This is a genomic window from Hydrogeniiclostridium mannosilyticum, from assembly GCF_003268275.1.
GTDB lineage: Bacteria > Bacillota > Clostridia > Oscillospirales > Acutalibacteraceae > Hydrogeniiclostridium > Hydrogeniiclostridium mannosilyticum.
This window is the reverse complement of sequence record NZ_QLYR01000002.1, coordinates 153,554-167,563: the sequence shown is the minus strand read 5'-3', so window position 1 is coordinate 167,563 and position 14,010 is coordinate 153,554. Positions and strand designations below refer to the sequence as shown.

The following is a 14,010-nucleotide window of genomic DNA, read 5'->3' as shown; positions in this document are numbered from 1 at the left end:
GCGCTACAGCCCCCGGCTCCATTCTGAGCCAGGGAAGCTTTTTTATCTTAGCACAGCTCTTGCCCCAAGAATGTATCATATGATACAATAATAAAAACAAAGGGATTCCTATTATATTTTCCCCAGGGCTCATGCAGGGAAAGGAGAGTGGACTATGGAAACACCCTGGCGGATTTTTGAGGAAACACAGCCCATCAAGCTCTATGCCAAAAACCAGATGATCTACCTGCAAGAGGAAACCGCCATCCGGTTTTACTACTTGAAAAAAGGGCGAGTCAAAATCTTTCTCTCTTCGCCCGACGGCCTGGAAAAAACGCTCGCCGTGCTGCAGCCGGGCAGCCTATTTGGCGAAGCCTCTTTTTTTGACGGCAAGCCGCGCGTTTCCTCCGCCAAAACATTGGAAAAAAGCGAAATTCTCTCCATTGATCGGACCGGCCTGGAACACTGTTTCCGCCAGGACCCACAGCTGGCCTTTCACTTGCTGCGCCATCTCTCCGGCACCATCCGCATGCTCTCCGCCCAGGTAGACAGCATGGCCTTTCTGCAGGCGGATGCGCGGCTGGCCCAGCTGCTGCTCTCCCTTGCCGAAGATAACCGCGTACCGCTCACGCATGAGGAGCTCGCAGGCCTTGCGGCTGTATCGCGCATCACCGTCAGCCGTATTCTCAGCCGCTGGGCCCGGCAGGGCTGGATCGCCACCGGCTACCGGGAGGTTCTGCTCTATCATCCGCAAGCCCTGGCACGCATTGTTCCTCATCAGACGCTCTATTGAGCCGGATGGTTCCTAACTTTCCCGTCCCGTATGCCCCGCGGGCCCTTCCGGCCCTGCACCCCGTCGCTTGGCCCCTCTGAAAAAGACAATCAAGAAGGGCACGCACAGCACCGCGGTGAGAATATCCGCCACCGGCTGGACAAGCTGTACGCCCAGCAATCCCAGCATCCCCGGCAGAATCAAGATCAGCGGCAGAAAAAACAGGCCCTGCCTTGCCGACGATAAAACCGATGCCTGCCAGGGCCGCTCCACCGCCTGAAACAGCATGTTTGAGAGCACAATCAGCGGCTGCAGCGGAAACAGCACGCACTGTGCCCGCAGCGCAAAGGATCCGGTTTCTATGACGCCGGCATCATCCGCGCGGAACAGCGTCATCAGCTGCGGGGCAAAGAAAAAGCATACCGCGCCCAGCACGGCCAATAGGACGGTTCCCACTATCAGAGAGAACCAGAAAGCCTTGCGCACACGCCCGTACTGCTTGCCGCCGTAATTATAGCCGATTACCGGCTGAAACCCCTGGCCCAGGCCGATCATCAGCGAGATCACCAGCAGGGAAATGCGCCCTACCACCGACATGGCAGCCACAGCCGCATCGCCGTAAGCCCGCGCGCTGCCGTTGAGAAAGGCCGTGGACACACTGGCAAAGCCCTGGCGGCAAAAAGACGGCATACCCGCCTTGAGAACCGCTCCATATACTTTGCCGCGGCGGAATACCGCCTTTGGGTTGAGGTGCAGCATACTGCTGCGGCGAAAAAAGGGAAACAGAAGCACGGCAAAGCTGGCTGCCTGGCTAACCAGGGTCGCCAGCGCCGCGCCGGAAATACCCATTTTGAAGGTAAAAATAAACAGCGGATCCAGCGCGATATTGACCACACCGCCGAGGCAAAGGCCTACCATGGAAAGCACCGCCTTCCCCCCCGCGCGCAGCAGGCAGCCTAGCACAAAAGAGGCGCACATCAGAGGAGCGCTCCAAAAAATATAAACCGCATACTCCACCGCCAGGGGTAAAATCGTCTCCGTCGCACCCAGCAGCCGCATAATTTCCTCATTAAAAAGCAGCCCGGCAGCCGTGATAACAGCGCCTAAGAGCAAGGAGCTATAAAAGCCGGCTGCCGCAGTATGGCCGGCCTCCTCGCTCTTCTTCTCGCCAAGCAGGCGTGAAATCACACTCGCCGATCCCAGCCCCAGCGTGTAGCCAATGGCCTGAATAATCGCCAGCACCGCATACGCCACGCCAACCGCGCCGGTCGCGCTGGTGCCGAGCTGTGAAACAAAAAATGTATCCGTCAAATTATAGGCCGACGTCACCAGCATACTCAATACCGCCGGCGCCGCCAGACTCGCGACCAATTTAGGGATTGGCATTTCCATCATTTTATGGTATTGTTTCCTTGTCTCCTGCGGCTGCTCCAAAATCTACACGTTCCTTTCAACCCATAATCGTCCATCCTTCAGGGTCTGATTCATAGCGTTTCCGCATCGAAGGCAGGCTATGCGTATGACTCAAATAGTTCTCTGTTTGAGTCGTGGACAAATCACTCCAATGAACATGGGGCGTACGCCGCAGCGATTTCCCGCACTGTATTTTTTAATTTCATTAAGCGTTCACAACGTTGGTACGCGATCTTCCCGGCAGTGTTTTGTTGGGAGGGTATGGAAAAATTAATCGGAAACGCTGCTGATCAAGTTTTTAAATGTTTTTCCTGCCGGGCGCCGTCTTCATTTATAATCATTATTTTTGGGGAGGATTATCAATGAATCCAAGAGAAAACGTCATGGCGCTGTTGCGCCGTGAACCCTATGAATGGGTACCTGTCGACCTTCAGCTCTGCCCGTCGCTGGAAGAGGAATACCGCCGCCGGACGGGGGCCGCCGTCAGCTATCAGGACTATTTCCGGCTGCCCTGGGCCGGCATCGGCGACATTCCCATGTCCAAAAAGGACGAACAATATTTACCCTATCACCCGGGGCTGAAGGCGGGCAGCTATATCGACCTGTGGGGCGTGGCGCACGAACCCGGAAGCGCCGCCGCCAAGCATATGACCTACATGCGCTGCCCGCTCAAGGGTATTGACAGCTTGTCAGAGGTCCGGGCCTACCCCCTGCCCGATTATGCCGCCGGCGACACCGCCGAAAACGCCGCCAGCCAGCGGGCGCAGGCCGCTGCGCTGCATGCCAGAGGTCTGGCGGCCATGGGCTACCTGACCTGCACCATCTGGGAAACCTCCTGGTATATTCGCGGGATGGAGGACCTGATGATGGACATGATGAGCGGGGATCCTATTGCGGCCTACATTCTTGACGCCGTCACCGAACGGGCAGTCACCCGCGCCAGGGCCTATGCGCGCGCGGGAGTGGATATTCTCTACCTGGGCGACGACATCGGCATGCAGAAAGCGCCCATGATGAGCCTGGAGCTCTACTGCAAATGGCTTAAGCCCCGCCTCAAGCAGGTAATTGATGCTGCCCGCGCCGTCAGGCCCGGCATTCTGGTCAAATACCACAGCTGCGGCTATGCAACACCGTTTATTCCCCACCTGATTGAGGCCGGGGTAGATATTCTAAACCCCATTCAGCCTGAAAGCATGAATTTCCAGGAGATCTACCGGGAATTTGGCGGAAAAATCAGCTTTGACGGCACCATCGGCACACAAAGCGTCATGCCCTTCGGCACCCCGCAGCAGGTGCGCGAAACCGTATTCCGCCACCTCGACATTGCCCGGCCCCACGGCGGCCTGCTGCCGGCGCCCACCCATCTGCTGGAGCCCGAGGTTCCCTGGGAGAATATCATCGCCTATGTCGAGGCCTGCCGGGACTACAAGCCGGGAAAATAGCCCCCTGCCACGGCCGCTGTTTCACCAGGGCCCGGTAGCGAAAAAAGCCCTCATCCTTTGAAATAGAGGACGAGGGCTTTTTTCGCTGTAACACGTTTTATTTCACAAATAATACATTCTATTCCGCCAATACTAAATTAATGGTACTTGGGCAAATAATCCCCATGCGCCTCAATCAGCTCGTCAACCATGGCGGCAATATGGTCAATGTCCAGCTCCGCAGCCGTATGCGGTTCCAGCATAGCGGCGTTATAAATCAAATCGCGTTTCTTCGTCACAGCGGCCTCAATGGTCAACAGCTGGGCATTGATGTTGGTCATGTTCATAGCTGCAAGCTGCACCGGCAGGCGGCCCACATGGCAGGGATGCACCCCATCCCCGTCCACCAGGCACGGCACCTCCACGCAGGCATCCGCCGGGAGGTTGTCAATCAGGCCGGTATTCAGCACATTTCCGCCGATTTTATAAGGATCCCCCGTCACGATCGCCTCCAGAATATGCGAGGCATATTCCCTGGAACGCTCATGCGTCAGCTTACCGTCGTTCAGCAGACTGTCGCGTAGTTTATCCCACTCGGCAATCTGGTTCACACAGCGGCGCGGGTATTCATCCAGCGGAATATTATAGCGGTCAATCAGCTCAGGATATTTCTCCTTGATAAAGAAGGGGTTGTATTCGGCGTTGTGCTCGCTCGACTCGGTGCAGTAGTAACCCAAGCGGCGGATATATTCAAACCGTACCATATCGGCATGCTTCTCACCCGCATTTTTCTCCAGCGCACGGCGGCGAATCTCCGGGTAAAGGTCGTTGCCGTTACGGTCGCGGATCTCCAGCAGCCAGCCCATATGGTTGATCCCGGCAATCAGCTCCTTGCGGCCCTCCAGCCGGTCCTCCATTCCCAGCGCGTTCAGCAGCGTCTCTGAGCAGACCTGCACGCTGTGGCAAAGCCCGACGGTTTTCACCCCGGTGTAGCGCTGCATAAAGCCGGAGAGCATCGCCATTGGGTTGGTGTAATTCAGGAACCACGCATCCGGGCAGACCTCCTCCATATCGCGGGCAAAGTCCTCCATCACCGGGATGGTCCGCAGGGCGCGCATGATTCCTCCAATGCCGAGCGTGTCGCCAATGGTCTGGCGCAGGCCGTACTTTTTCGGCACCTCAAAGTCAATGATGGTGCAGGGGTCATAGCCGCCGACCTGAATGGCGTTAATGACAAAATCCGCGCCGCGCAGGGCCTCCTTGCGGTTTTCCACACCCAAATACTCGCGGATAACCGCACGGTTTTCATTGCAGTTGCGGTTAATGGCATTGAGCATCAGGCTGGACTCCTTCAGACGGCCGCCGTTGATATCATAAAGACAGATTTCGCTCTCCTGCAGCGCCGGGGTCAGCATACAGTCGCCCAGCACATTTTTGGCAAACACAGTGCTGCCCGCGCCCATAAAGGTTATTTTCATGTTCAAGCTCCACTCCTTATCCATTCTTTTTGTCCGCAGCCGCCGGTGACGGCGGGCGCGGCTCCTGTAACTCGCTTTAGGGACAGCCCAGCCCCGCACATGCCGGGTACCGGCCGCATTCAGCAGGGCCGTTCATTACCTTAAGCATACCAGCCCTGCTGCTGAAAAAAAATTGCTTAATGTAAGCCAAATATGTTATTATGTAACTATTCCATTGCCTTAACCCTTGTTAGGCGGAAGGGAGGAACTGCCCGTGGTACATGAAAAATCAATTCTCAATCAGGGATTTGGGGATATCAACCCCATCTCCTGCGGGCAGGAGGACTGCGTGCCGGGCCACTCCTACGGCTATGCCGTGCGGGAATATTACCTGCTGCACTGTATTGTCAGAGGCTGCGGCATGTTCGTCCGCGAAGGAGAGCCGCCCCATTTGCTGAAAAGGGGCGACCTGTTCCTGATTCGCCCCGGTGAATCTACGCTTTATGAGGCTGATCACCGGACTCCCTGGAGCTATATCTGGCTCGGCTTTGACGGCCCCGGCTGTGAACGGCACCTGGATACCACGCTGTTCTGCGGCGGAAAGGCTTGTCTTTCCGCGCCCTCTGCTCTTCGTGTTTTTGAGGAGGCCAGCGCCATCCCGGACCGTCAGCCCTCTACGGAGCTCCTTCTCTGTGCCAAGCTGTTCGAGCTGTTCGCGATTTTGCAAAAGGAGGCCCAAGCCTTCCGCTCCGCGCCGGAGGATTATACGATCCGGGCCATGGATTATATCCGTGCCAATTACGCCATGCCCGTCACGGTGGGAGGCATCGCGGAGCTGCTGGGAATAGACCGGCGCTACCTCTCCCGTATTTTTACCGAGCGGGCCGGCGTCACTCCCCGCGAGTTCCTTCAGCATGTGCGGCTCGGGCGGGCCGCAGAGCTGCTGAAAAACAGTAATTGCTCCATCTCGGAGGTCGCGCGCAACGCCGGCTATGAGGATGTTTTCAATTTTTCCAAGCTCTTTAAAAAGAAATACGGGCTTTCTCCCCTTTATTACCGTAAAGCCGCCCTTCACACGGGGAACCGCCGCCCGGAAGACGGCCCCTATGTGTGAGGGGCGCTGCGCCCGCTCCGGGCCGCGTAAAATCCCGCCAACACAGGAACAAGCGCCTGGCGCTTCTGCAATACACAAAATAAAAGCTGAGAGCCCTAAAACGCCCCTTTTGATGACTCGCTGCCAGGAATAGCTGTACACGCAAGGCCAAATTCCGGCGCCCAAAAGGCCGGGCTTCCCGGCCGATCCACATAGAAAGGAAAAGTCCAATGAAAAATCCATTCAATGTTCCCGACTATGCCGTCACCCACGGAGCCAAGTTCCATGCAGACGACGTATTTTCCGGCGCGCTGCTGCGCTATATGAACCCCAATATCCGCATCGATCGCGTTCTTCAGCCGCCGGAGCATTTCGACGGCCTAATCTTCGACATTGGACGCGGCGCCTATGACCACCATCAACAGGACGCCGAGGTCCGTGAAAACGGCGTGCCCTACGCTGCCTTTGGGCTGCTCTGGCGCGCCTACGGCGCCGGGGTGCTCCGCACCGGCTGCCCGGAGGAAAGCGTCAGCCGTGAGGCCGCTCACTTCGACGAAAAATTTGTCCAGCCCCTGGATCTGGACGACAACACCGGCTGCGGCACACCGCTTGCCGATGTGATCGCCTCCTTCAACCCCGCCTGGGATGCCGGGCAATCGCCCGACGCCTGCTACGAGGAGGCGGTGCAGTTCGCCCTCACCATCCTGACCAAAAAATTCTCACAGATTTTTGCCGCCTGCCGTGCGGAAAAACTGGTACGGGCAGCGTTGGCCCAGCAGAAAGACGGCATTGTGGAGCTGCCGGTCTACTGCCCCTGGAAGCTGGTTCTGCAGGATTCCCCCGCCGAGTTCGTGGTGTACCCCTCACAGCGGGGCGGCTACAGCGGGCAGACTGTCCCCTATGGGGACGGGAACCCGCGCAGGGGTGAAAACAAGTGTGACTTTCCGCTGCAATGGGCCGGAAAAGGCGCCGCCGAGCTGCAACGGCTGACCGGCCTTTCTACCCTGCGCTTCTGCCATAACAGCCGTTTTCTCATTGCCGCCGATACCCGGGAGGACGCCCTGGCCGCCTGCCGTTTGGCTCAACAGCTTCAGGATACAGACGGCAACGGCTAAGGCGGCCCGCGCCGCAGCGCGGCGCTTGGCTCCGCCACTAACAAAGAGTAAGGAGGCCCTGCCCGGTTTGCCCGGGCAGGGCTCCTTACTCTTTCATCGGGCAGCATAAAAACGCTGTTCCAGCTGGCGGAATACATGGGGCAGCGAATACCGTCTTAACCGTGCCTAGCGGTTCAGAGCCCGGCCTTTGGCCCGGTCTTGAGGCCGCTTGCCCGCTGCTTCGCAGGCTTACGCGGAAAAGAAAATCCTCTTTTCCCCATTTTCAACCACCTCAAATTTCTTTACCTGAAAAATTTCCTCGATCTTCCCAGACGCACAGCACTCCTCTACCGATCCATAATAACAAACCCGCCGTTCATGCAGTACCGCAACGTAATCTGCATAGCGCAGCGCCTGCGACAGGTTGTGCAGAACCACCATCAAGGTCTTCTTGCGCTTTTCCTTTAGGTCCTGCAATAGGCGAAAAAATCCGGCTTCAACCGCCACATCCATATAGGTCGTCGGTTCATCCAGCACCAAAATACGGGTGTCCTGCGCCAAGATCATGGCGAGGAACGCCTTTTGCCGCTCTCCGCCGGACAGCCTGTTGACCGGACGTCCCCGCATACCGTCCACACCGGCCTGCGCCATTGCCGCTTCCACTGCCTCCCGGTCCGCCTGTGTGAGACGCCGGCTGAAATCCAGATAAGGGTTGCGTCCAAAGGCCGTCAGCTCCTCTACCGTAACGCTCGGGGTTGTCAGCACCTGCGGCAGAATCGCAAGAAGCTTGGCACGCTCGCGCACCGCCATCAGGGCCAAGTTCTGCCCGGAGTAAAGAATTTCCCCGGTATAGGCCAGCTCCTGATTGAGACAGGAAACCAGCGTGGATTTTCCGCTCCCGTTTTTTCCGATAATTGCGGTAATTTTATGCGGAATCAACGGAAAACAAACATCCTCCAAAATTTTGTTTTTGCCATAGGAGGCTGATAAATGTTCAAAGGCCAGCATTGGACGCAGCCCTCCTTTTCATAAGCAGCACGAAGAAAAACGGCGCGCCCACCAGGGCCATCATTACGCCCACGGGCAGCTCCGACGGCGCAAACAGCATCCGCCCCAGCCAGTCCGCCAGCAGCACCAGTATGCTGCCGGCAAACGCAGAGGTAATCAAAAGCCAGCGCGTATTGTTGCCCGCGAGGCGCCGCGCGATATGAGGCACCACCAGGCCGACAAAGCCCAGCAGCCCTGCAAAGCTGACTACCGCGGCTGCACTGGCGCTGGCGCAGACCATACAAAGCAGCCGCAGCCGTTTTACCCGTACGCCAAGGGACACCGCCATGCTGTCCCCCAGGCAAAGCAGGTCGATCTGCCCGGAAAATGCCAGCGACACCAGCAGGCAGCAGCCGATAATCAACGCGGGCAGCATTAATTTATGCATATCCATGCTGGAAAAGCCGCCAACCGAAAAATAATTGTAGGACACCAGCACATCGCTGTCCAGCAGGGAGAGAAAGGATATGCCCGCGTTCAGCATAGCCGTGCAGGCAATCCCCGCCAAAATCACCGTCAGCTTCGCCGTACCCATTTTGCCCGCAATAGAAAGGATCAGCAGGGTCGTTAAAAACGCGCCCAAAAAGGCCGCAACCGGCAGCGCGAAAAATGCGGAGGGAAAAAAGCTGAGCACCAAAATTACCATAAAGCCTGCTCCGGAATTTACCCCAATAATATTGGGGCTTGCCAGGCTGTTCCCCGTTACGCTCTGCAGCAAAACGCCCGAGACCGACAGCCCCACCCCGGCGAGAACCCCTTCCAGCAGTCGGGGCATGCGAAGCACATAAAGAATAATCCGCTCGGTCTCATACCCCTCACGGCACAGCAGGGCCTGCCAGAACGCGTCCCAGCCAAACCCGGAGCTGCCATAGCGCAAAGAGAGCAGCAGCACCCCGCACAGCAGGGCCGCCATCACAAAAACAGAGGCCTTGCTCCTGCACAGGTAGGCCCTTTCACCGCTCCTGTCCGCCCTCATCCGTCAAGCCTCCGGATAGAGCAGGCCGGCCAAATACCGATAAGCCTCCGCCCACCGTGCATTCGGCTTAAACTGAAAAAGCTCTTTGGGCAGATAGGCATAATTCCCGCCTTGAACCGCCGTCAGCCCCTGCCAGGATTCTTCCGCCAGGACGCTGTCCATATAGGCCCTTGCGGCTTCTTCCTTTCCCATGGTGGAAATAAAAATGAAGTCGGGCTGCTCGCTGAGGACTTCCTCAAAACTCAGGCCGTCCAGCAGCGCCGGAGCATTTTCGGCAATATTATAGGTTCCCATCTCCTTGAGCATGGCGCAGGCAAAGTGGTCTTCCGCCGTCTTGGCCTTGGTGGCGCTGGATTTGGATCCGGCCCGAATAAACAGAATCTTTTTTTGGGGCTTGCCCGCCTGCTTTTCCGCCACGTCCGCTAAAATGGACTGAATTTCCGCCTGAACCGCAGTGCCATAGGTCTGGTAAGCCTCCGGGTTCTCACAGATATCCGTGCAGATCTTCAGCATATTCAGGTAATCCTCGAAGCTTTCCACATGGAAGGCGGCACACGGAATGCCGGCCTTATTCAGCAGCTCCGCTGTCTTTACCTGCTCGGACAGGTCCGCTGAACAGATGACAAAATCCGGCTCCTCAGCGACCAGCCGTTCGTTATCAATGGTTTTGCCCGCTCCGCCATCGACAAGCACGGCGCTCTCGTCCGCAAAGCCGCGCTCAACACTCTCACCAACGGTAACCGCTACCTCGCCGCCCGCACATTGCCACACGTCCGCATAAGAGGAAAATAGCACCGCTACTTTTTCGGGCTTTTCCTTCAGTACCACCGTGTTGCCCAAGCCGTCCTCAAATGTGTAATAGGCCGCGGAGTCAGCAGAAACCGTGCCCGGCTCCGTCACGCTCCCAGCAGACAAACCGGCGGACGCGCCGCCACCGGGGCCCGACTGGCAGCCTGCCAGTAAACCAGCCAGCAGCAGGGGCGCCATCAGCCCCGCCGTCAGTCTTTTTAGCAGCTTCATCTTTCTATACATCTTATTCCGCCTTTCATGCCGGATATTCCGCGGATAAACGGTTTTATTGCCGGTATATTCTGTTTTTTTACGCATTTATTGCTTAATTTCATTGAAGGTAGTGGCGCCTTCCAAGACAACCGTGTGCGTGTACCCATAGTAGCGCATTCTGTTCTGCAAAAAGTAGGCCCTTTTCCCACGTACACAGACAATGAGTATTTTTTCATCTTTACCGATGCCGCCGATTTCCCCGTTAACGGCAGTCAGGTTGACAAAGGTTGCGCCTGGAATCCTGGAGGTCGGCGCTACGTCGATAATCCGGTAGCCCTCCGCCTCCCCGGCGGCATATTCGGCAGGCGTCATGCTCGTCATATCGCCGTTCAGCTTGTTGAGCAGTACGTAAACCGCCTGTACAAATGGGTGGATAGCGGTGGAAAAGGGCGGTGCATAGGCAAAATCCGCATTTTCAAAATCCTCCAGCCGCGCGTTCATATTCAGGCCCATAACGGCAATGTCAACCATCTTATCCACAGCGCCCGGCCCCAGCACCTGTACCCCTAAAAGGCGGTGAGTTTGCCTGTCTGCAACGAGCTTGGTAATGAAAAACGCCGACCCGGGGTAATAATGGGCCTTGTCGTCCGTCACCGCCAACGCGGAAATCACCTCATAGCCCGCGGCCCGGGCCTGGGACTCAGTCAAGCCTGTCCGGCCGCCGTTCAGGCCGGGCAGCTTCACCACGCCCGTACCCAACACGCCGGGGTACTCCTTGTCCGCCCCGGCAATAATCTGCGCCAGGGTACGCCCCTCCAGGTTTGCCGAGGAGCCCATCGGCGACCACTGCGGTTCCCCTGTAATGCGGTTATACACCAGCGCGCAGTCCCCCACCGCATAAACGTCCGGCAGGTTCGTCTCCAGCCTTTTGCCGGTTACAATGGCGCCCTTCACCATCTCGATCCCGCTGTCCTGTAAAAATTCCGTATTCGGCCGAATGCCGGCGGATAATACCACCAGGTCCGCCGGCAGTTCGCCCGCAGAGGTTGTCACCGACGTGACGTGCTCCTCCCCGTTCAGCCGCTCTACCCGAGTGCCGGTCAGCACCCGAATCTTCTTTTTCTCCAGGTGGCGCTTCACATAACCGGCAATTTCCGCGTCAAATACGTTCGGCAAAACCTGCCCGGCAAAATCCACTACCGTTACGGCAACCCCCTGCGCCAGTAGGTTTTCCGCAATCTCCAGGCCAATAAAGCCGCCGCCGACAACCACGGCCCGCTGCACATTCCTGTTTTGCAGGTACGCGCGAGCCCGAATGGCATCCTCCGGCTTACGCATTGTAAACACGCCCTCCAGCTCCACACCTTCAACCGGCGGAATAATGGAGGACGCCCCCGTGGCGATTACCAGCTTGTCATAGGGATACTGCTCATTCAGGCCGCTCTGCAAATTTTGCGCCGTGACCACCTTGCCCTTGGGCTCCAGAGCAACTGCCTCACGGCCCACCAGCACTCGCACCCCGGTCAAAGCCTCGTATTGCTGCGGTGTGTTAACAACCAAGTCTGCCCTGTCCTCAATCGCGCCGCCGACGTAATAGGGCAGCCCGCAGCCCGCATAGGAAATCTCCTGGTCCTTCGTAAGAATCGTAACCTCCAGCCCGCGGTCCGCGCGCTTCAGCTTGGCGGCGGTCTTGGTTCCGGCGGCAACGCCGCCGATGATTAAAACCTTCATGGCTTCCACTCCTTGTTCTTTTATCATTTTTCGGCCCATTGGGCCTTATTTTTCTTCCCGGTGGCAGCAGTGCAGCGCGTCTCTGCACTCCGGCCGCGGCGCCCTGCAGACGCTCACATCCCCGCCTGCAATGACAATCCCCTTCCCCTTTACCAGGGCCTCGGCGACCTTCCGGCGGGCATTCTCATACATCCGCGCGACGGTCGCCCGGGAAACCTGCATTCGCTCGGCACACTGCTTTTGGGAAAAGCGCTCGTAATCCATCAGGCGCAGCGTCTCATACTCATCAAAGCCGATGTTTACCGGCTCCGTGCCGCCGGCCCGGCCTCCTCCCATCCGGCTCCCCGCGGGGGCAGGGGCCTCAACCGGCACAAAATGAGTGGTCTTTGGAACGGAACAAATACACCGGCATTTTTGTGGCCTTGCCAATGGATCCCCCTCCTCTTTTGAACCCTGATTTTAGTTTCTACTATAGCATCGTTATGAGCATATGTCAATAATAATGCATATCCTCCTGCTTTATTAAGCCAGCCGTCTATTTTATCCGCGGGACGGTTGTTTTTACCCGGCGGTTTGTGTTATAATGACAACAAACCCCGGCTTATTGCCGGAGGCTTTCCCTTTCGTGCGGCGGGTATTTTCTGTGTCCGCTGGTTTTATATTGCAACTAGATTGGCATAATATAGATATCTTTTGGCGTGGGGGGAATACCCCCGCTATTCATTTACATTCATTGAACTGAAGTCAGGAGGCAGCCTCACAATGGTCACAACGGAACCCCTCAATTTTATTCCCGTCCTGCTGGGAACCGACAGCAATGTTTACGGCATGGCCCGCTCCTTCCACGAGGCATACGGCGTCAAAAGCGTTGCCGTGGGCAAGGCGCGCCTGAGCGCCACCTCGGACAGCAGAATTGTCACTGTTGAGGCCGTGGAGCCCAACCTGGAGGAGGATGCCGTCTTCTGCGACACGCTCATTCGCTTTGCCGCGCGTTATCCCGGCAAGGAGCTGCTGCTGGTGCCCTGCGGGGATAATTATATCAAGCTCCTGGTGCGCAACCAGGAGGCCCTGCGCCCCTACTACCGCTTTGAATGCATAGGGGAGGATCTGCTCATGCGCCTGAGTATGAAGGAAAGCTTTTACCAGGTGTGTACAGAGCACGGCTTCGCATTTCCCAAAACCGCCACCTGCACCAAGGAGAATTACCGGGACATCGCCCTGCCGTTCGATTTTCCGGTCATCGTCAAGCCCAGCAACTCCGTGGCCTACTGGAACTGCCGGTTTCCCCATAAAAAAAAGGTCTTTGTCGCGGAAAACCAGGCCGAGTTCAGCGCCATTCTGACGGCGATTTACGGCTCCTCCTACCAGGATCCTCTAATTATTCAGGAATATATCCCCGGGGATGACAGCAACATGCGGGTAATGAACTGCTATTGCGGAAGCGACCGCAGAGTGCGGCTGATTGCGCTTGGACATGCCCTTCTGGAGGAGCACTCCCCGGAGGGCATCGGCAGCTACGCGGCAATCATCACCGCGCATGACGAGGCGCTCTCTCAGCGCATGAGGGCCTTTCTGGAAGCGGTTGGCTACGTGGGCTTTGCCAATTTTGATATGAAGTTAGACCCGCGCGACGGCCAGTATAAGCTCTTTGAGATGAATCTGCGCCAGGGGCGAAGCAGCTACTATGTGACCGCGGCCGGCTACAACCTGGCTAAATGGCTTGTGGAGGACGTCCTGCTGCACAAGGATGCCCCGCTGACCATCGCTTCCAATGAAGTGCTGTGGAGCATCATCCCCAAGGACATCATCTTCCGTTATGTCCGCGACGGGCAGCTGAAGCAGAAAGCCAGGGAGCTCATTCGCAGCGGCAAATACGTGCAATCCATGCGCTATAAGCCCGATTTCACCTTGAAGCGCAGGCTGCATTTTACCCTGAACCAGATGAATTACCGAAAAAAATACAAGCAATGCTTCGGCAACAAGGGACTGCATTAATTGCCCCATGATTTTATCTTTGGGCAAAGG

The 14,010-nt window shown here is 57.1% G+C and carries 12 protein-coding genes; 5 read left to right on the top strand and 7 right to left on the bottom strand.

The genetic code is table 11. The features are described from left to right. Positions 1-154 precede the first annotated feature (154 nt). A complete protein-coding gene (locus DPQ25_RS05625) occupies positions 155-772 on the top strand; it encodes a Crp/Fnr family transcriptional regulator (protein WP_112332204.1) in 618 nt (205 codons plus the stop codon). Positions 773-784: 12 nt separating this feature from the next. Here the strand turns inward: DPQ25_RS05625 and DPQ25_RS05620 are convergent, their stop codons facing one another. After that, positions 785-2,185: an MATE family efflux transporter gene (locus tag DPQ25_RS05620; protein ID WP_242978238.1), complete on the bottom strand. Its 1,401-nt coding sequence runs from the start codon at positions 2,183-2,185 to the stop codon at positions 785-787. 341 nt (positions 2,186-2,526) lie between these two features. On the opposite strand from DPQ25_RS05620, the gene DPQ25_RS05615 reads away from it, so the two are divergent. Then, a complete protein-coding gene (locus tag DPQ25_RS05615) occupies positions 2,527-3,606 on the top strand; it encodes a uroporphyrinogen decarboxylase family protein (RefSeq protein WP_112332203.1) in 1,080 nt (359 codons plus the stop codon). A 137-nt stretch (positions 3,607-3,743) separates the two neighbouring features. Here the strand turns inward: DPQ25_RS05615 and melA are convergent, their stop codons facing one another. Next, positions 3,744-5,063, bottom strand: coding sequence for an alpha-glucosidase/alpha-galactosidase (gene melA / locus DPQ25_RS05610; protein WP_112332202.1), 1,320 nt, complete (start codon positions 5,061-5,063; stop codon positions 3,744-3,746). Between the two features lie 253 nt (positions 5,064-5,316). Between melA and DPQ25_RS05605 the strand changes: the two genes are divergently transcribed. Continuing rightward, entirely contained in the window at positions 5,317-6,156 is an 840-nt protein-coding gene (locus tag DPQ25_RS05605; RefSeq protein WP_177576861.1) for an AraC family transcriptional regulator, read from the top strand. Positions 6,157-6,365: 209 nt separating this feature from the next. Continuing rightward, on the top strand, positions 6,366-7,250 hold the full coding sequence (locus DPQ25_RS05600) for an MYG1 family protein (RefSeq protein ID WP_112332200.1): 885 nt from the start codon (positions 6,366-6,368) through the stop codon (positions 7,248-7,250). A gap of 228 nt (positions 7,251-7,478) precedes the next feature. Here DPQ25_RS05600 and DPQ25_RS05595 read toward each other — a convergent pair whose 3' ends face one another. The 5 genes from DPQ25_RS05595 to DPQ25_RS05575 all read right to left on the bottom strand — a co-directional run bounded on the left by DPQ25_RS05595 (position 7,479) and on the right by DPQ25_RS05575 (position 12,414). Then, entirely contained in the window at positions 7,479-8,237 is a 759-nt protein-coding gene (locus tag DPQ25_RS05595) for an ABC transporter ATP-binding protein (protein ID WP_112332199.1), read from the bottom strand. Beyond that, positions 8,224-9,252 (bottom strand): FecCD family ABC transporter permease, encoded by a 1,029-nt coding sequence (locus DPQ25_RS05590; RefSeq protein WP_112332198.1) that lies wholly within the window; start codon positions 9,250-9,252, stop codon positions 8,224-8,226. Before DPQ25_RS05590 ends, DPQ25_RS05595 begins: the two co-directional genes overlap by 14 nt. Positions 9,253-9,255: 3 nt before the next feature. Then, a complete protein-coding gene (locus DPQ25_RS05585; RefSeq protein WP_177576860.1) occupies positions 9,256-10,284 on the bottom strand; it encodes an ABC transporter substrate-binding protein in 1,029 nt (342 codons plus the stop codon). 75 nt (positions 10,285-10,359) lie between these two features. Beyond that, positions 10,360-11,985, bottom strand: coding sequence for an FAD-dependent oxidoreductase (locus tag DPQ25_RS05580; protein WP_112332196.1), 1,626 nt, complete (start codon positions 11,983-11,985; stop codon positions 10,360-10,362). A gap of 45 nt (positions 11,986-12,030) precedes the next feature. After that, positions 12,031-12,414: a DUF134 domain-containing protein gene (locus DPQ25_RS05575; protein ID WP_112332195.1), complete on the bottom strand. Its 384-nt coding sequence runs from the start codon at positions 12,412-12,414 to the stop codon at positions 12,031-12,033. 333 nt (positions 12,415-12,747) lie between these two features. Here DPQ25_RS05575 and DPQ25_RS05570 point away from each other — a divergent pair, with 333 nt between their 5' ends. After that, a complete protein-coding gene (locus DPQ25_RS05570) occupies positions 12,748-13,980 on the top strand; it encodes a carboxylate--amine ligase (protein WP_112332194.1) in 1,233 nt (410 codons plus the stop codon). Positions 13,981-14,010: the final 30 nt, after the last annotated feature.

What these genes read in the sequence shown, in the direction of transcription:
- DPQ25_RS05595 (WP_112332199.1), bottom strand. Translation starts at nt 8,237, where the DNA reads ATGCTGGCCTTTGAACATTTATCAGCCTCCTATGGCAAAAACAAAATT.
- DPQ25_RS05600 (WP_112332200.1), top strand. Translation starts at nt 6,366, where the DNA reads ATGAAAAATCCATTCAATGTTCCCGACTATGCCGTCACCCACGGAGCC.
- DPQ25_RS05615 (WP_112332203.1), top strand. Translation starts at nt 2,527, where the DNA reads ATGAATCCAAGAGAAAACGTCATGGCGCTGTTGCGCCGTGAACCCTAT.
- DPQ25_RS05585 (WP_177576860.1), bottom strand. Translation starts at nt 10,284, where the DNA reads ATGTATAGAAAGATGAAGCTGCTAAAAAGACTGACGGCGGGGCTGATG.
- DPQ25_RS05580 (WP_112332196.1), bottom strand. Translation starts at nt 11,985, where the DNA reads ATGAAGGTTTTAATCATCGGCGGCGTTGCCGCCGGAACCAAGACCGCC.
- melA (WP_112332202.1), bottom strand. Translation starts at nt 5,063, where the DNA reads ATGAAAATAACCTTTATGGGCGCGGGCAGCACTGTGTTTGCCAAAAAT.
- DPQ25_RS05590 (WP_112332198.1), bottom strand. Translation starts at nt 9,252, where the DNA reads ATGAGGGCGGACAGGAGCGGTGAAAGGGCCTACCTGTGCAGGAGCAAG.
- DPQ25_RS05570 (WP_112332194.1), top strand. Translation starts at nt 12,748, where the DNA reads ATGGTCACAACGGAACCCCTCAATTTTATTCCCGTCCTGCTGGGAACC.
- DPQ25_RS05625 (WP_112332204.1), top strand. Translation starts at nt 155, where the DNA reads ATGGAAACACCCTGGCGGATTTTTGAGGAAACACAGCCCATCAAGCTC.